We start from the raw sequence: 18743 nt of genomic DNA on the forward strand, positions 1-18743 counted from the left end.
TCTGGGTTATGAGCCCAGCGAGCTACCGAACTGCTCCACCCCGCGTCGCAAGAACAACACTACCGTCCGGTGAACGGCGAACCAAATCCTGGTGACGTGACCTGCGTCTCCCCCCGCCCATAGGGTTCACGAGAACGCGATCTGCAGTCGCTTAAGGGACCGACGACGGCGATCAACCGGCTGCCGGGCAGCGAAAAGGGCCGGTGCCGTCCGAAGAAACGAACGCGCACCGGCCCAGCTCACCCGCCCGTGGCTTAGCCGCTCGGTGAGGGCGAAGGCGTAGCGCTCGGGGTGGCGCCTTGGGTCGCCGGGGTACCGGGCGTTACACCCAAACGCGTCTCGGCATCAATGGCCTTCTTGAGCGCTGCGGACAGGTTAGCCTGCTGAGTCCCGTAACCAGCAAAGTCGCCCTTGGCCAAGGCAGCCTGGCCATCCTGGATAGCCTTGTTGGCATCATCCAACGCGGCCTTGAGTTCGGCCTTGGCATCGGTGGTGTTTGCCGGCGGAGTCGTGGTGGTCGTGGCAGGCGGCGACGTGGTTGTTTGCCCATTGTTTGCCGAGTCCCCCGCCTTAGCACCGGAATCTCCCCCAAACAGCTGGTCCAAAGCCGCGTCGAGCGTTGGCGCGAAGCCGATCTTGTCACCGAAAGCCACCAGCACCCTTTGAAGGGTGGGGTACGAGGTTTCCCCCGTCGACTTCAAATAGACAGGTTGGACATAGAGGAGGCCTCCACCTACAGGCAACGTCAGGAGGTTTCCATTGAGCACGTCCGATGCACCTTGACGCAAAAGGTTAAGTGCCTGAGAGACGGTGGGATCGGAGTTGAACTTGTTTTGCGCCTGCCCCGGCCCCGGAACCTGAGTGTCCGTAGGAAGTTGCAGGAGCCTGAGCTTGCCGTAGGTATCAGCCTTTACGCCCTTGACGTTGCCGGCGTCGGAGTCTGCGGCGAGGAAGCCGTACAAGATGTTCCGGGCGTTGCCATTGACCGTTTGGGGAATGAAGGAAGAGGTCAATTGGAAGGCAGGCTTGGTCTGGTCCGGCATCTGCAGTGACATGTAGAAGGGCGGCTGCTTGACTGCCTCGGACACTGTGGGATCGTTCGGTACGCTCCAGGCATCGTTGTTCTGGTAGAAGCTGTCCGGATTGGTGACGTGATAACGGCCCAGCAGTTCGCGCTGGACTTTGAACAGGTCCTCCGGGTACCGCACGTGGCTCATGAGATCGCCGGACATCTCAGAATAGGGTTTGATGACGTTCGGGAAAATCTTCTGCCACGCCTTGAGGAGTGGATCCTGGTCGTCCCAAGCGTAAAGGGTCACCGAGCCGTCATAGGCGTCGACGGTTGCCTTGACCGAGTTCCTGATGTAGTTCACCGAACTGTTGGGCAACGCGACTGTTCGCCCCGAACTGGTGAGGGAGTCCGCCGTCGCGTTTTGCAACTGCTGAGGCTGAGAGTACGGGAAGTACTGACTGGTGGTGTAGCCATCAACGATCCACTTCACCCGTCCGTCCACAACAGCCGGATAGGCATTGCCGTCGATGGTGAGGAAGGGAGCAAGCTTCTCTACGCGTTCGCGCGGATTCCGGTCGTACAAGATCTGGGACTTGTCGTTAACGCCGTCCGACAACAAGAGGTCCGAGGACTGGAACTTGATGGAATACAGCACCCGGTTCAGCCAGTTCCCTACGCTCGGCCCACCATTTCCTTTAAAGGTGTACTGCGTGTCTCCGCTGCCGGCCGGCCGGTCCTGCTCACGCTGTTGAGCACCCTCCGGCCCTCCGACGATGGAGTAATCAGGCGAGTTCTCGCCGAAGTAGATGCGCGGCTCGTAGGAGGTGTCCGTACCGAGAACTCCCGTGGAGGGGATGCCGGACTCGAGGAAGTCCGGTTTGCCGTCGACGGTGAACTTGTTGCCTTTAGCCGCAACTACGCCGTAGCCATGTGTGTAGACGATGTGGCGGTTTACCCACGTTTGCTGGTTGGCGCTGAGGCCATCCGGGTTCAGTTCACGGACCGCAATGACGGTGTCCTGGACCTTCCCGCCCACGGTGTAGCGGTCCACATTCAAGGTCTGCGGAAACTGGTAATAGGGGCGATACTGTTCAAGCTGCGAAAAGGCGGACGAAATGAGGTTCGGGTCCAAGAGCCGGATGTTGGCCGCAGTTTGCGCGTCCTTCGCCAGCGCACCACTCGTGGCGTTCGTCGTCGCGTTGTAGGCGGACACGTCGATCTTGTCCAAGCCGTAGGCGGAGCGCGTCATGTTGATGTTGCGGCCGATGTATTCCTTTTCCAGCGTGTTCTCCGAAGGCCGGACCTGGAACTGCTGGATGACCCACGGATAGACACCGCCGGCCAAAATTGCGGTAATGACCAACATCGCCGTTCCGATGACAGGAAGGCGCCAGCGGCCAACGACGGCCGCGATAATGAAAAGTATGGCCACTAAACCTGCAGCTACAGCGAGGATTGCCTTGGTGGGAACAACCGCATTGACATCCGTGTAGAGCGCGCCGGCCCAGTGACCGGAAGAGCTCTGAACCGTTGTGTACCTGTCCAGCCAGAAGTTGATGCCCAACAGGACAAGGAAAACCGCCCCAATCACCGCGACATGGATCTGGGCGGCGCGGCTGGTGAAGATGCCCCGTTCCAAAAGGCGGATGCTGCCGTAGAGGTAGTGCGTCAAGATACCGGCGATGCCAGCAACGATGGCAATGCTGATGAGGAAGCCCGTCACGAATCCCAAGAACGGAAGTGACATCAAATAGAAACTGATGTCGAGGTTGAACTGGGGATCCGTCTGGCCGAACGGCACCTGGTTGAAGAACAGCAAGGCCTTCTGCCACTGGCTTGCTGCCGCGCTTCCGGCGAACAGGCCAAAGAGGATTGGGAGTCCGATCATCACCACGCGCCGCACCGGTTCGAGCTGCGCTTGGTACCTGTTGAGGTTCTCGCGCGCTTCAGAGTCTGGGGCATAGACCGGCCGGGCTTTGTAGGCGATGCGGATGGCGAAGTAGACACCGGCGAACATCAACGCAAACCCGATCAGGAACGTGATGATCTTGGCCAGGTTTTCGCGTAGGTACACTTCGAAAAAGCCAAGCTGCTGGTACCACAGGACATCAGTCCACACGTTGGCGAAGAAGATGAACCCGACGACGACGACGGCCACGACGATCAGCGTGGGAGTCAGGACACCCCGTCTCAGCGGCGATCTTCCGGGCGGGTTGGAGCTGGCGGGACGAGACAAACTCTGTACCTCATTGTGGTCGTCAGTGAACAATCGGTATGCGCGTGCTTAACATCCCCGGCCCGTTGAAACCTGGCAGAGTCCGTCATATGTGCCACGAGTGGCAGTCGAGCTAAGTTCCACGGTCAGTCTAGTTGTTTGTGCAGGTCGGAAGTCCTTTAACGTCCCCTCCCGATGCAAACTGTTTTACCGCGGCCGTCGCCTCCGCCAGAGATTCAACCTTAACTACCTGCAATCCGTTTGGAATGTGGCCCACGACGTCCCCGCAGTTAGCCGCCGGAGCGAGGAAAAGAGTGGCTCCCTGCTGCTTGGCCCCGATCATCTTCTGGGCGATGCCACCGATGGCTCCCACTGCGCCGTCGGGAGTTATGGTCCCTGTGCCGGCAATGTGCTTTCCGCCGGTAAGGTCACCCGGCGTGAGGGTATCGATGATGCCCAGGGCAAACATCATCCCTGCACTGGGACCGCCGACATTGTTTAGGGAGATATTGACGTTGAAGGGAAAAGTGAACCCGCTGGCCAGGAGCACGCCCAGTATGTACGTGCCCGAAGGGTTCTTGGTCGGCGTTATGGTCGCAGTCACTGACTTACCGCCGCGGTCCGCGACGACGACTGCCGGAGCGCCTGCCCCGGCGGCAAGTTCAGTTTGTATTGAGGCCAAGGACGTCACCGGTTTTCCATTGATGGAAACAAGGCGGTCGCCTTCTTGGATCTTTCCCGCAGAGGGTGACGAATCGGAGAGTCCAGCCACGGTAAGCCGTTGCTCAAACGGGATCTTCAGTTGGCGCAACGCTGCGGCGACCGCGTTTTCCTGGGAGGTCGCCATGTCAACCTGCCCCTGCTTCGCGGTGTCCTGGGCAGTGCTTCCCTTGGGATAGATCAATTCCTCGGGGTACACGGCCTTGGAAGGATCCAGCCAACCCCGAAAGACATCCAGGATCGTCGCGGGACTTTGCGGACCGCCTGTGGTGACCACCGTGGTCAAGTCAAGGTCTCCCTTGGCGGCGAAGGACTCATGCCCGGTAACGGAAATGACTGGCTTGTCTCCATCTTTGCCCAAGGTATTGAAAACAGGCCCCGCTGACTCCACGACGTAAGGCACCGGCAAGGCAGCAGCGCCAACGCCGAGGCCCAAGGCCAAGAGCCCCGAGATGACCATGATCGAGTACCTGACGTCACGGGAAGGTGCCGTGGCATCTGTGGCGGGACCGGCGTCGTTCGCTTGGCGCGGATCCACGGAGCCTTCTGAATGGGGCGATGTAAGCATGGGGGCCTTTCTATGCCGTCACAGCGACGTTGGTACCGGGGCGCTACGACGAGGATGCACCAGACATCCACACTACGCGGTCCCCCAGTTCGGAGGCTGCTTTGCCTACAGCGAACGTTGCGGCAACCGGGCAGACAGCCCTCCCCCATCGGGGTACGGTGAAAGGGATCACCAGCCAGTTCGACGATCGGCGACACCATGACTTCCAACCCGAACAACCCGTCAGAAGATGATGACACGCCCAAGGATCCGCTGGCTGAAATGCTGCAGAATCTCATGGGCGGACAAGGGATGGGCAACATCGATCCCGCCGAACTGGCTAAGGCCGCCGGCCTGCCAAACGACCCCCAACTGCTTCAGCAAATGTTCTCGCAGGTCCAAGCAATGATGAGTTCCACCTCCGAAGGACCTGTAAATTGGCAGCTCGCACACGATAACGCCCGCCGTGTGGCAGCGTCGGGCAGCGATCCGTCCGTCAGCGCCCACCAGTCCAAGGAGATCGACGAGGCGCTGAGGCTTGCTGAGCTGTGGCTGGATCCTGTCACGGATCTCTCCGCCACCGGACTCATCGGCCGGGCGTGGTCGCGTGCTGAGTGGGTTGAAGCCACCCTGGGCACGTGGAAGCGTTTGACCGAGCCCGTGGCAAACAGTATTGCCAACGCGCTGTCCGAAGCCCTGTCCCAGCAGATGCCTGAGGAAATGAAGTCCATGATGGGCGGCGCGTCGTCCATGCTGCAGAACATGGGCGGGGCCATCTTCGGGATGCAGCTGGGGCAAGCTATCGGCGCGCTTTCCGCGGAAGTTGTGAGCAGCACAGACATCGGCGTTCCGCTGGCCGACCTTGAAATGGCTTTGCTGCCCACCAACGTCGCGAAGTTCGGAGAAGGCCTGAGCCTGCCGGAGAACGATGTCCGGCTTTTCCTTGCCGTGCGCGAAGCCGCGCACGCCCGGTTGTTTGTGCAGGTCCCCTGGCTTCGAGGCCATCTGCTGGGCGCGATCGAAGCCTATGCCCGGGGAATCCACATCGACATGTCCAGGATCGAAGACCTTGCCCGGGACCTGGATCCCAGCAACCCGGAGGGCATTCAGGAGGCACTGTCCCACGGCGTGTTCATGCCCGAACGCACCCCTGTGCAGACAGCTGCCCTGGAGAAGCTCGAAACTGCCCTTGCCCTCGTTGAAGGCTGGGTGGATGAGTTGACAGCCGAAGCCACGGCACGGGTGCTGCCGTCGGCCACAGCGTTGCGGGAGACCGTTCGCCGTCGTCGGGCAACCGGTGGACCGGCCGAACATGCATTCTCGTCCTTGGTGGGCTTGGAATTGCGTCCGCGGCGACTCAGGGAAGCCGCCACGTTGTGGGCAACCCTGAAGGAAGAGCGTGGAATCGAAGGCCGGGACGCTATCTGGCACCACCCGGATCTGCTGCCGACAGGTGCCGACCTCGACGATCCCAAGGGGTTCTCGGAACGACGCCGTCTCGCCGAAGCCAGCGACGGTGAAGTTGACGATGCCCTGCAAAAGCTGCTGAGCGGCGGTTTTGAAACAACGTCCGAACCGGGCGACGAGGGATCAGGCGACGACGGCTCAGGCGACGAGGGATCAGGCGACGACGGCTCAGGCGACGACGGAAAAAAGGGCGAGCCCGAATCCGGGACTGACCCCGAACCGCCGGCCAACTAGGCATTTTCGCCCTGGCACGAGGTACTCGGGGCCCGGCCTTCAGTGTGGTGCTGGAGGCTCGGGAGTAGGTGCCTCGGTGCCGGGGTCCGGTCCGAGGCCCCGGGATGTTGCGTAAGCTACTCCGTCCAGGAAAGCTTTGGCGCGCTGGGTTTCAGGGTAAGCCTCAACCAACTTCCAAAAGTCGGCGTTATGACCGGCCACCAGGAGGTGCGCCAGCTCGTGGACGAGGACGTAGTCGATCACCCACTGCGGCATTGGCTGGAGCTTGCTCGATAACCTGATGCTGCCATCAGCCGGTGTAGCCGAACCCCAGCGTGAGTTCTGGTTGCCAACCCAACGTACCGACGTCGGCATTGCGCGGCCGCCGAGGTAAGTCCGCGACAGCAGTGTTGCCTGCTCAGCGAGGGCTTCATCGGTGGCCGGACGACGTTTGCCGCGCCCACCGGCCCCTTGACCCTGCTTCTTCAACTTGGCCAGCATGCGTCCCACCCATTCCCGTTCCTGGGTCCGAGTGAAACTGGCCGGAATAGCGACCACCGCTTTGCCGTCCTCCCAGAAGGCCGCTACGGTCCGGCGTCGTCGCGCAGAGCGACGCACGACGACGGGTGCACCATCCTCTGTCAGCTGGTGAACGGGTGAGTCTGAGCTGGTTGATCGGGCCATCAGAGGACAGCGCTTTCGCTGAGAACTTCCAAGACGGCCTCGCCGTAGCGTTCAAGCTTGGAAGGGCCAACACCGGCCAGGCCCGCAAGTTCCTCCAGCGACGAGGGCCGCGCCTCAGCAATTGCAGTCAGGGTCGCATCCGTAAACACAACGTAGGCGGGAACCTCGGCAGCTTGCGCTACGTCCTTGCGCCACTGCCGCAAGGCATCAAATGTCTGCTCCTCATAGCTGGGTGGGCATTGGTTGCAACGCCCAATCTTGCGCTCCGCACCCGTTGCGAGCATGCTCCCGCAGACCCTGCATGAGGCCGGGGTGGCAGCTTTTGGACGCACTGGCCCTGTTTTACTGCGAGCGCTGGCAGATGCGACGGAGTCCGGCCGCAGTCCGTCCAGGAACCGGGAGGGCTTCCGGTTTGCACGGCCGCCCGGCGTGCGGGCGGTGGACCATGAGAGGTTCAAGTGCTCGCGTGCGCGGGTGATGCCCACGTAAAGCAGCCGCCGTTCCTCGTCAACGTCCTCGGGCGTATCAGCGAAGGAGATCGGCATAAGTCCCTCGCTGAGGCCAACCAAGAACACGGCATCCCATTCGAGGCCTTTCGCGGAGTGCAGCGAAGCGAGGGTGATTCCCTGGACAGTTGGCGCGTGCTGTGCCAAGGAACGTTCCTGGAGCTCATTGACGAATTCGGCGAGCGTGAAGGATTCTCCCCGGTGAACGGCAAGCTCGTCTGCCAAGGCAACCAGTGCGGCCAGCGATTCCCACCGCTCCCGTAGCGCTCCCCCGCTATGCGGCGCAGCATCGGTGTAACCCAATGAGGCCACAATGTCACGGACGATCTGCCCCAGGGGCACTGAGGGCCCCTCAGCTACTGCCCTGGTTGCCGCGCGCAACTGCAAGATGGCATCACGCACTTCTTTCCGGGCGAAGAACCTTTCACCACCCCGAAGTTGATAACCGATGCCCGCAGAGGCCAAAGCTTGCTCGTAAGCTCCGGACTGTCCGTTGGTGCGGAACAGGATCGCAATCTCGCTCGCCTTGACACCCGCGGTGAGAAGTTCCTGAATTCGTCCGGCGACGACGGCAGCCTCCGCCTCATCGTCCGGGCACTCCATGAATCTGGGTGCCGGGCCCGACGGCCGCTGAGCCACGAGCTTCAGGGGAGCCGCCCATGCAGCATCCGCCACAGGTCCGCCGCTACGACGCGAGCCGAGGAGCTCGTTGGCCAGCTTCACCACTTGCGGGGTGGAACGGTAGTCGCGGACAAGTTTGACCACGGTAGCGTTAGGAAACTGATTTTTGAAACCGAGCAAGTGTTTTGGTGACGCTCCCGTGAAGGAATAGATCGTCTGGGAGGCGTCGCCCACTACGCAAAGCTCGTCCCTCCCGCCCAACCACAGGTCCAGAAGCCGTTGCTGCAGCGGCGACACATCCTGGTATTCGTCCACGACGAAGTGCCGGTACTGCTCCCGCACCGTCGCTGCGACTTTTGGGTCCTCCTGAAGGATTCCCACGGTGATGAGGAGAACGTCCTCAAAGTCGATGACGTTCCGATCGGTCTTGAGGTCTTCATAGGCTTGGAACACCCTCGCCACGGCAGTGAGGTCGAACCCACCGGGAGTTCCCCTGCCCACCGCATTCTCCAAGTAGTTGGCCGGGGTGAGCATGGACACCTTGGCCCATTCGATCTCGGCAGCGAGGTCCCTGATCGATGCCCGATCAGTGCTGAGCCGAAGCCGGCGGGAGGCTTCTGCAATCATGGTGGCTTTGTGGTCCAAAAGGCTTGGCAACGTTCCGCCGATGGCCTGTGGCCAGAAAAACTGCAACTGCCGCAAAGCGGCCGCGTGGAACGTGCGGGCCTGAACCGCCGCCACACCGAGGTCCCTCAGCCGACTCCGCATCTCGGCCGCCGCCCGCGCAGTAAAGGTCACTGCCAGCAACCGTTGCGGACTATAGACGCCGGAGTGGACGCCGTACGCAATCCGGTGGGTGATGGCACGCGTCTTCCCGGTGCCCGCCCCCGCAAGTACGCATAGCGGACCCGTCAGGGTGCTGGCTACCTCACGTTGTTCTTCATCAAGGCTTCCCAGGATGCGCTCCTCAAGCGAGCTCCCGGCGTCGAACGTTTCTTCCGTCACGGCTGAAGGTCTTCAATGACGCCGCCATACCAGTGCTCGATCAGTGAACGCGCAATGGACAACCGCGTCGAGATGGTGATTTCCCCGCTCAAGACGGCAGCTTGCAGCTCCTCACGGCTGAACCAGCGGGCCCGCGTAACTTCAACACCGTCGGGTTTGGCGACGGTGTCCTCCGTTGTTGCTGTGAATCCCAACATGAGGGACGCCGGAAAAGGCCAGGACTGTGAGCCCAAGTACTGGCATGCGGTGACACGGACTCCGACTTCTTCGCCTATTTCACGGACCACCGCTTGTTCCAGGGACTCACCTGGTTCAACGAACCCGGCCAGCGTCGAATAGTTTTTGGCATCGACCGGACCTCCGCCGCCAAGGAGAAGGCGGCCGTCAGGGCCCACCACGGTAACGATGATCGCCGGATCCGTTCGCGGATAATGTTCTGAGTTGTCTTGGGGGCATCGTCGCACCCAACCGCCGGATTCGACCTCCGTAGGGCTACCGCACAGAGGGCAATGCCGGTGCGTGGCATGCCAGTTGGAAATGGCGCTGGCCTCGATGAACAAGGCCGTGTCAGTGGCGTCCAGACGTCCGGCGACCTCGCGGAAACCCGCCCACTCGGCATGGGCAGGTAGTGTTGCGGTACCCGGGGCAACCGGCTCGGCGACCGTGAACAACAGCACCGGCGTACCGACCGCCAATGACGAAGGCAGCAAAGTTCTGCCCAGATAGATGGCCTCGCGCCCTGCGGCTGCCAGCGACTCCCACAGCTCTGCTGCCTCGCCAAACCACAGGCCGCCCGCAGTAACCACCGCTTTACGCTGGGAGATCAGCACAGCTTTGGCCGTTCCCGACGAAATGAGCTCCGACACCATGCCCGGCTTCATCCTGACAGCCGACCCCCGATCCACCACGGCCGGGGGCACGGGAAGAACGGTGTCCGTCAGGTGGTTTGCCAATGCCGATGGTTCCGTATAGCTCATATACCTACCGTACTGATTACCACCGTCAAAAAACATTTGGGCAGCCTAAGGCTTGTGGACATATCCAAGGCATTCCGTGCGTTCTTCTGTGGGTGGGCACGGTAGATTTCCTGCGGATCTGGAGACTCGCCGCACTGCATCATGGCCACAGGCGCCAGCCACCCTACCGTGGAAGGCGTGAGAAGAACTCCGCTTGAACTAGCTGCCGTCGCAACCGCGGCAGTGCCCGGCTTGGCGCCCACTGGCACAGCCTACTCCCCCGACGACGACGCCGACTTCGACTCGGCGCTCCTGCTCGACGCCGACGGGAAACGCTGGCGCGTCCGCTCCCCGCGCCATCCCGAAGCGAGCACGCGGTTGGAAACGGAGTTCATGGTTCTGCGGGCTTTCAGTCCCGCGATCCGGGCAGAGCTTCCTTTCCATCTCCCCACCATCGCCGGGACAGTACGCCAGGGCGAGCTCACCACCTTTGTGTATGCGCACCTGCAGGGCTCGTTGTTCTCCATTGAGGACCTTTCGGCGGGCAGCGCTGCCCTGGCCAAGGAAATCGGCTCGGCGCTGGCTGCAATTCACGATCTGCCGCTCTCCTTGGTGATCAATGCCGACCTTCCCAGTTACTCAGCCAACGAGTTCCGCCAGCGGAAACTCAACGAGCTCGACCAGGCGGCGACAACAGGCAAAATTCCGGCGACCCTTCTACGCCGGTGGGAACACGCCATGGAAGATGTGGCGCTGTGGCGCTTCAACACCTCGGTGGTGCATGGGGACCTCCATGAGGACAACCTGATGGTGCAGGACGACACAGTGACTGCGGTTACCGGCTGGACCGATCTGCGGATCGGCGACCCAGCGGATGACTTTGCCTGGCTTGTGGCGTCCAACGAATCAGCCTTCATCCAGGACGTGCTCAATCACTACACCGAGGCCCGCCGCGAGACACCGGATTCACACTTGCTCCGAAGGGCCGCGCTGCTCGCCGAGTTCGCGCTGGCACAATACCTGGTCAAAGCCATGGCGGCGGGCCACGAGGGGATGACGTCGGAAGCTGAATCGATGCTTCAATCATTGGCCGCAGATATCGAGAAGCAGGAACAGCGCGAAGCGGCTGCGCGTGCTGCAGCTGAGGAGGCGGACCGGCAGGCTGCCGAGGACGCCGCCGCGGCGCCTCCCCAGCAACCGACAGTCACGGTTGTCCCGATTTCCGACGTCGGCCCTGCAGTTTCCGTGGCAGCCATACCGGACGAGCCGGTAGTTGCTGACGAGGCTGGTGACGTTGACGAGGCTGGTGACGTTGACGAGGCTGCCAGCGAGCCCGATGCCGGCACCAGCAGCCAGGATTCGACCTCCACGGCCGCGATTAACGTTGTGCAGCTAAAAGATGTCAAGAGCACCGAGGCCACGAAAGACTCCTGACCTCCCTAACCGTTGTTACTCAGTGCTTGGGAAACGATCCGCTCGAGCTCATCGGCGCCGCCGAGGTCGTGCGGCCGCACCAGCGATCCTTCTGCAACGTAGTAGAAGGCGGCGCTGACATCTTCAAGGGGAACCTTCCTTAGCCGGGCCCACGCCAGCCGGTACACGGCCAACTGCACAGCTCGCTCCGTGAGCTGTTGCCCGGAGGGTCGTCGTCCGGTCTTCCAGTCGATGAGCTGCCAGCGGCCGTCGGCATCTTGGAACACGGCGTCGATGCGGCCGCGAACTACGATGTCCCCGATCTTGGTCTCTACGGGTACTTCGACGTAAACGGGGGCGCGCTGGGCCCACTCGGATTCCTTGAAGGAAGCGACCATCTCCTCGAGTCCGTAGGCTTCATCAATGTGTGAGTCCGAACCCGGTGCCTCATCGAGGTCAAGCATGCCCGTGGTGCCGAAAAACTCTTCGACCCATGCGTGGAATGCGGTCCCCTTGCGCGCCGAGATCCCGGGTTCGCGGGGAACCGGCCTGCGAAGCCGGGACAGTACGTCTCCGGCGTTTGCGCCAAGTTCGACGAAGAGTGAAGCGGAGACGTGGCTGGGCAAGTGAACGTCCTGGGTTGCCCTGCCCTGTCTCTGCCGATCCAACAACAGCTCTGCTTCTTGGGACCAACGCTCAGTAACTGCAGGAAATTGCCCACCGACGGGAGCGTCCGGCACCGTCCCGTCCATGAAAGCCCGGACCATCGCTGCTCCGCTGTCCATGGCGGCCCTACGACCAGGCAGGAGCCTCAGGCGTGCCCCTGTCCGGGGATCCGACGGACCCTCAAGGGGGTCGTATGGGAAGGTGGCGACTTCATGGATTGTCGTCAGCGGGCTGGATTCCGGCAGGGCTTCTTCAGCAACCGAGTCCGCGTGAATCTCGGCGCTCCCGTCGGAGGCCGGGAGCACGGAGTCGCGGCCATCGCCTTGAACTGTCAGCGGAGCTAGTTCCGAAATGAACGGAGATAGCTCGGCCATTCCGGAGCGCGACCCGTTCCACGCCGCACTCGAGACCCACAGAACGTGTTTCGCCCTTGTATAAGCGACATACGCAAGTCTGCGTTCTTCCGCTTCCCCATGAGCCTGGACCCGCGACTTGAAGTCCTTTTCGGCGTCCAACCACCCTTTCTGGTCCGGCTGGTCAAGATCCCATTGCGGGAGATCGGCTCGATCGCCTCTCAATGGCCACGGCAAGGCAGCCGAGCCACTGCTCCAGCGCGAGTCCCTGTTGCTGGGAAAGGAGCCCGAGTTCATCCCGGGAACAAAGACGACATCCCATTCCAAGCCCTTAGAGGCATGGACTGTCAGCAACTGGACAGCTTCGCGGTTGGTTTCTGCAGGGGCGACATCCAGGCCGCCTTCTTCGGAGGCCGCTGCTTCCAACCACGAGAGGAACGCCAGCAGGTCAATGCGCTGCGAAGTTTGCAGGAAACCCGCTGCAGCATCTTGGAACGCATCCAGGTTCCGACGAGCCTGATGAATACTGATGCCGGGCTTGGAAGCGACCTCGATGTCCAAGAGCATTGCCCGCTCAACCTCTCCCAGGAGGGTACTGAGATCGTCTCCGATGTAGCTTCGAAGGAACCTCAGCTCGGAAGATAGCTTGCTGAGGCGCTCCAAGGCGGCGTCGCTCAAAGACCTGCCGTGTCCTGACGACCAGCCTTTTTTGGGGAGGACGTCAAGAGCCTCCACGAGGCTTGCAGAATCGGTGATGTCACTTTCCAGCGTGACGGCTTCCACGCCAGCACCCGCTTCGTTAGCGGGACCGTCTACGGAACCTCCTGCGACGGCGCGGCGGCGGGCCAAGTGACGGGACCAATCCGCGAAAGCCATAAGATCCGCTGTCCCGATTCGCCATCGGGCCCCGGCCAAAAGCCTCATCAGCGCATCTGAGCGGCCGGGATCCGCCAGAACCCGCAGGGTCGCCACCAGGTCCACAATCTCCGGTGTGTCCAGCAATCCGCCCAAACCGACGATCTCGTAAGGGATGCCCTGAAGCTCGAATTCTCGGCGGATGCACTCCATTTGCGCCCGACGCCGGCACAGCACCGCCATGGTGGGCCTGACCGCTGACCCATCTTTTTCTTCCTCGAAAACGGTCCGGCGGTATCGGCGGACATCGCGGGCAATTGCGGCTGCTTCGTCTTCGTCCGTACCGAAACGGCCGATCACCACGCGCCCCTCCACAGCCACCGGGCTCGGTACCAACGGAGGAACAGAAACGGTATCCCCGGATCCCCGCTCACCAGCCGGTCCGGCCAGCGTACTGGTGCGGTTAAGCGGCGATGCGATGGTGTTGGCCGCGGCCAGTATGTTCCTGCCGTTGCGCCATGCCGTGGTCAGGTATGAGGTCGGAGCCACGGCGTACGTCTCGGTTCCGGCCTCGGCATCGACCTGCCGCACAGGGAATTCCTGAACGAAGTGAAAGAGTTGTCCTGCCGAGGCGCCCCGGAATCCGTAGATTGACTGGTTTGGATCACCGACTGCCGTAACAGCATGTCCCTGGCCGAAAAGCCGGGAAAACAGGACAAGTTGAGCATGGGACGTGTCTTGGAATTCGTCCAGCAGCACCACCTTGTAGCGGGCCCTTTCAGTGCTGGCAGCCAAAGGAACGTCATTGGCGATCCGCGCAGCCAGAGCCACCAAGTCCCCAAAGTCGAGCACCCCACGCCGCCTCTTTTCGCTTTGGTAGCGAACCACCATGTCCGCGACGCTGGCACGGGTCCGCAACATGGACACGAGGTCCGCAGCACCCTGCGTTGGGTTCTTCCGGGCCCCTGCCATATAGGGAAGCTGTTCAAAAGCCTGAACGCGTTCCAGCACCCAGTTGCGCACCCCTTCCGGCTCTTGAAGGTGCTCCGCGCATTCGCCGGCCAACTGCAGGACGGCATTGACCAAGGTGGATTTCGCCACCGTGAAGTGCTCGTACTCGCCGTCGTAGGATTCAACGACTTCGCTTGCCAACTGCCATGACTGTGCGCCACCGAGCAAAACAACGTCGCGTTCTATGCCGAGTCGAAGGCCGTGGTCAGAAACTATGGCGCTTGCGTAGGAGTGATAAGTGGAAACCTTGGGTTCGAGGTCGTCAGCACTCAGAAGCCCGCCCGGAAACCCCATGGCAGCCCCGCCGTCGGACGCTACCCGCTGAAGAGTGGCGAGCTTGGAACGGATCCTGCTGGCAAGTTCACCGGCAGCCTTGCGCGTGAATGTGACACCGAGGACTTCCTCCGGACGCACCCAGCCGTTGGCGACGAGCCACACCACACGGTCAGCCATGGTGGCCGTCTTACCGGAACCGGCACCGGCGATGACCAAGCGCGGAGAAAGGGGTGAGGCGATAATCCGAGCCTGTTCCGGCGTCGGGCGGTTCTTCTCGCCCAGCATGTCCGCAACGTCCGACGGCGAAAACCGCGGCTCTGGAAGGCCGGCGGCATCGCCATGTCCGCCTTCGACGCCGGCCAGGAGTTCGGTACTCATTCGGTGATCTGCTTTCCTCGTGCGCACAGCGGGCAAATATCGGGCAAGCGACACCCATGACCGCCGTATCCTGCTTTGCCGGGGTCGTGACGGGCCTCAAAGGTGGCGCCAGCCATCAAAGTCGCGGCCTCCGTCACAAGGTCCTCGGCCCAGTTCTCGCTGGGGTCCAACGGTTCCTGCTGCTGGACGGAGGGACTCTTGGCTTTGGTTCCCAACTGCGCCAACACAGCACCACCAGGGGCGACGTCGGTGGGAAGCGTGACTGCCTCGGGCCCGGATTCCCCCGCAACGGCATCGCGGAAGGCGCCCATCAGAACGGCAGCTTGGTATGCGCCCAGTTGCGGGTGCCTGGCGACCTCGGACTTGCCGGGCTGGCGCTTGCCGGTTTTGAGGTCGACGATGACCAGCCGGCCTTCGGAGTCGATTTCGAGACGATCCACTTGGCCCCGAAGGACAGCATGGCGGGCGGCTACTTCCGCGCTTTCATCCGTTCCAGTGGCATCGCAGTGGGCGGTGCCACAGCCGTGGGCACTGGCGTCGCCGTGGACGGTGACATCGGGAAGCTGGACTTGGAAGTCCTGTTCAACGGCAAGCAAGCTCCTGCCCTCACTGCGCATCATGATCACGTATGAGGCAAGCTTGCGGACCATGAGCTCGGCCCGCTGGAAATCAAGCTTTCCTTCCCAGTTGTCCTTCATCCCCAGTGTGTGCCACCTCTTTACCAGCTCGGAAACATACTCGGAGCCCGAGGCCTCAGGAAGTTCTTGGGCAATGCTGTGGACCAGGTTGCCCAAGCTACGCGCGAAATCGGTGGCAGCCTCTCCACCTGCGGCTTGGACAAACCAATCCAAGGGGGACTTGTGCACCGTCTCGACCTTGGACGGAGATACGGAAACTGTTCCTCCCACGGGTACCACCGGTTCCCTTGAGCTAAGGTCCAATAAACCCCACCACGTGTCCGGATCAGCTCCAGGTACCGGCGGTTCGGCGGTGGCAAGGCGGCCCAGCACGCGCGCAGCCTCCCACGCCGTTCCGGGTTCGCTGGCGGCAGCACCGGTCGCTGACTGGACGTGTTGCCGCAGCTCAGCGACAAGGGCACGCAGGGTCATGGGCCTGTCCACGGGGGTGTAGTCCCGCTGGTACTCCCCTGGTCCCAACGGGGCTACGTAGTCAAGGAATGCCGAGGGCTGTTCATCCTCGGAGGATACTGCCGTGCAGATGAGAACCTGACGCGCCCGGGAGACCGCCGTTGAAAAACTCCTGAGCTCGTCATAACGGATATCACGCAACCTGCTCAACGGGCCGCGCTGGAGGGCGTGTTCTACCCCGTGTTCCACGGCATCCGCGTACAAAGTGCTGCCCAAGAGTTCTCCCCGCAACCGAGTGTTCGGCCACACGCCTTCCTGAAGACCGGCGACGATAACCACGGGCCATTCCCGGCCAGCGGCGCTGGCCGGTGTCATGATCTCAACGCACGATTCCAGCTGGGCTCTCGCCGCAAGGGTATCCATGGGCAATTCCTGGTTCAGTAAGTAGTCCAGGAATTGTTCCGGCCCTGAGCCGGGCAGCTGGTCCACAAACCGCTCGGCTGTATGGAAGAGGGCCATCATGGCGTCGAGGTCGCGGTCTGCGCGGGCGCCGGCTGGACCGCCGTCGATGGCCGCCTCCGCCCATCGGGAAGACAAACCTGTCGCCTGCCACAGGGCCCACAGGACTGATTCCGCATTTGCGCCCGGCCTCCCTACGGCCTCCACTCCGGCGGCGATCACTCGAGCCAACCTGCGCGCGGACGTGCCTTCTATGCCCAGGGAGGCCAAGGCTCCAGGCTGGAGCAGGGCCTCGACCAACAAAACATCGCTGGATCGACCCCCACCTCCGAGGAGTTCCTCGCTCCTCAGCGACTGCCGGAGCCTGCGCAACTCGATTGCTGTGGATCCTCCGATCCGGGAAGTCAGAAGTGAAACCGCCAGCTCAGGGGTCAACTTGTCCGGATCCAGTGCGATGGCAAAGGCTTCGAGGAGGGGCCGGACCGCGACTTCATCCCGCACCGCAGAGTCGGCAACAGGAACCCGGACCGGAATGCCTTGGCCCGCGAGGTAGCGCTGGAGTTGGGAAATCAGGCCGCCGTTGCGCACAATAACGGCGATGTCGCTGAACTCCCGGCCTTCGCGCAACTGCGCTTCGAGAATGCGCTGGGCGACATAACGCAACTCATGGACAGGCGATGGCAGGACGTGTCCTTCCACCGCTCCTCCATAAGTGCGGTCAGCGTCCCCGTCGCCGGCAGCTGGCTGTTCCAGCCTCCTGGCGAGTTGCCCGCCCAAGCGCTGGGAGGTGCGGGCCGCCACCCTCACCCACGCCTCTGCCACCGCCGGCGAGTGCCGGTGGGTGTTCCATAGCGGACAGTGCGTTACTGATTCTTTCTTCCCTCCCAGAAGGGATGGCAGTTCGGCTACCAAATCCGGGCGGGCGCCGCGAAAGCCTTGCACCACAGTGTCCGGCGAGAAGGTGACCACCGCGTCTTTGCCCTCGGCGATGTCGGCCAAGAGCTCGAATACCGCCGGGTTCGACTCCTGGGCGTCATCGACCAGAATCAGCTGCAGTCGCTCCCTTTCTGCGGCAAGAAAAGCGGGAGAATCCTGGAAAATCTGACGGGCCGTGGTGATGATTCCGGCGGGGTCGAAGGCTTCGGGCATGCGCAGATCCAAGACGTCCCTGTACTCGCTGTAGAGCTCGGCCGCGGCCATCCAATCGGGACGTCCGCATTCATAGGCAAGCCCCACAAGGTCTTCCGCGGTCCGTCCCGACTCGATAATTCGATCAAAAAGCTCGCGGATCTCATGCCGGAATCCACGTGTGGGCAAGGCTGCGGCCAGGTCCGCCGGCCACGGCAACTGATTCCCGGACCTGACGTGCCCCTCGAGCAGTTCCTTGATGATGAGGTCCTGTTCCGGGCCCGAGAGTAGCTTGGGTGGCCGAGGCAACGGCAGGACGCCCTCCGCCTTGGCGCGGCGGATGACGTCAAACGCGTACGACGCCCAGGTACGTGCCGGCGTGGTACTGAGGCTGCGATCCAACCGTCCGGTAAAGGTGTCCCGAAGCGCCGCCGCAGCATGGCGGCCAGGAGCGAGGATGAGAATCCTCTCCGGGTCCACGCCCTCGTGATGCACCCGGCGCACGGCGGTTTCAACCAAGACGGTCGACTTGCCGGTTCCGGGGCCACCGGGGACAAGTATTGGTCCGCTCCCCCGACCGAGCGAAACCACGGCACGCTGATCCGGGGAAAGGACAGGTGCCACGAAGCTTGTTTCGCGCGGCGGAAGCAGACGCAATGATGCCGATGCGGAGCGGGGTTTGGCAGGAGTCGCGGTCACACAGTCATTTCATCATCCGGCACTGACAATTTATGGAGCTGACGCTGCAACTGGTCGGAGATCACATCGAGGTAGTCGAAGTCGGCTTCACTTGGAGCCCACCGCGCGGCCGTCAAGTCGACCCGCCAACGGCCTTCGCCTGTCCTGAGGAACGCTTGATAGGAGCCAAGAAGTGGCGTGGACTCAGCAAGGTAATGCTTGAGCGCTTCCGCCTCGTGACCGGGCGGCGCCTCCCCGCTGGCGCGCAGGACCCGCCACCACGGGCCCGAACTCCCGTAGTGGCTCATCACGGCACCCACTTGCCGAGGACCGCCGGCGCCCAGAAGTTCGGCGACGTCGCCATAAGCGACCGCAGCACCGGCCGGAACGAGATCCACGACAGCGAGGGCCGCTGTGACGTACTCCATGCGCATCAGTCCAACCTACCGCTTCAACAGACCAGGTCGTGTCCTGAGGGAGTGTCGTGCCCAA

10 protein-coding genes are annotated in these 18743 nt (G+C 62.3%); 2 read left to right on the forward strand and 8 right to left on the reverse strand.

Annotation, left to right across the window (positions count from 1 at the left end; translation table 11 throughout):
* Nucleotides 1-254: 254 nt before the first annotated feature.
* Both QRN42_RS08835 and QRN42_RS08840 read right to left on the reverse strand, forming a co-directional pair.
* The gene (locus QRN42_RS08835; protein WP_284978877.1) at nt 255-3248 is read right to left on the reverse strand and encodes a UPF0182 family membrane protein; all 2994 of its coding nucleotides are present in this window, start codon (nt 3246-3248) and stop codon (nt 255-257) included.
* Between the two features lie 130 nt (nt 3249-3378).
* A complete protein-coding gene (locus QRN42_RS08840; protein ID WP_284978878.1) occupies nt 3379-4515 on the reverse strand; it encodes a YlbL family protein in 1137 nt (378 codons plus the stop codon).
* Nucleotides 4516-4713: 198 nt separating this feature from the next.
* Here QRN42_RS08840 and QRN42_RS08845 point away from each other — a divergent pair, with 198 nt between their 5' ends.
* Nucleotides 4714-6195 (forward strand): zinc-dependent metalloprotease, encoded by a 1482-nt coding sequence (locus tag QRN42_RS08845; protein ID WP_284978879.1) that lies wholly within the window; start codon nt 4714-4716, stop codon nt 6193-6195.
* Between the two features lie 39 nt (nt 6196-6234).
* Here QRN42_RS08845 and QRN42_RS08850 read toward each other — a convergent pair whose 3' ends face one another.
* From QRN42_RS08850 to nudC, 3 genes are read right to left on the reverse strand one after another with little or no spacing between them, the layout of a single operon-like run.
* On the reverse strand, nt 6235-6858 hold the full coding sequence (locus QRN42_RS08850) for a M48 metallopeptidase family protein (RefSeq protein WP_284978881.1): 624 nt from the start codon (nt 6856-6858) through the stop codon (nt 6235-6237).
* Nucleotides 6858-8990: an ATP-dependent DNA helicase UvrD2 gene (locus tag QRN42_RS08855; RefSeq protein WP_284978882.1), complete on the reverse strand. Its 2133-nt coding sequence runs from the start codon at nt 8988-8990 to the stop codon at nt 6858-6860. The genes QRN42_RS08850 and QRN42_RS08855 overlap by 1 nt, the downstream gene beginning before the upstream one ends.
* On the reverse strand, nt 8987-9967 hold the full coding sequence (nudC, locus tag QRN42_RS08860) for an NAD(+) diphosphatase (protein WP_284978884.1): 981 nt from the start codon (nt 9965-9967) through the stop codon (nt 8987-8989). Before nudC ends, QRN42_RS08855 begins: the two co-directional genes overlap by 4 nt.
* Before the next feature lie 177 nt (nt 9968-10144).
* On the opposite strand from nudC, the gene QRN42_RS08865 reads away from it, so the two are divergent.
* Entirely contained in the window at nt 10145-11380 is a 1236-nt protein-coding gene (locus QRN42_RS08865) for a macrolide 2'-phosphotransferase (protein ID WP_284978885.1), read from the forward strand.
* Between the two features lie 5 nt (nt 11381-11385).
* Here the strand turns inward: QRN42_RS08865 and QRN42_RS08870 are convergent, their stop codons facing one another.
* From QRN42_RS08870 to QRN42_RS08880, 3 genes are read right to left on the reverse strand one after another with little or no spacing between them, the layout of a single operon-like run.
* On the reverse strand, nt 11386-14898 hold the full coding sequence (locus tag QRN42_RS08870) for an ATP-dependent helicase (RefSeq protein WP_284978886.1): 3513 nt from the start codon (nt 14896-14898) through the stop codon (nt 11386-11388).
* Nucleotides 14895-18272, reverse strand: a complete 3378-nt coding sequence (locus QRN42_RS08875; protein ID WP_284978887.1) for an ATP-dependent helicase — start codon at nt 18270-18272, stop codon at nt 14895-14897. Before QRN42_RS08875 ends, QRN42_RS08870 begins: the two co-directional genes overlap by 4 nt.
* Nucleotides 18269-18685, reverse strand: coding sequence for an MGMT family protein (locus QRN42_RS08880; RefSeq protein WP_284978888.1), 417 nt, complete (start codon nt 18683-18685; stop codon nt 18269-18271). Before QRN42_RS08880 ends, QRN42_RS08875 begins: the two co-directional genes overlap by 4 nt.
* Between the last annotated feature and the right edge of the window lie 58 nt (nt 18686-18743).

It is taken from the genome of Arthrobacter sp. fls2-241-R2A-200, assembly GCF_030209745.1.
Lineage (GTDB): Bacteria > Actinomycetota > Actinomycetes > Actinomycetales > Micrococcaceae > Arthrobacter.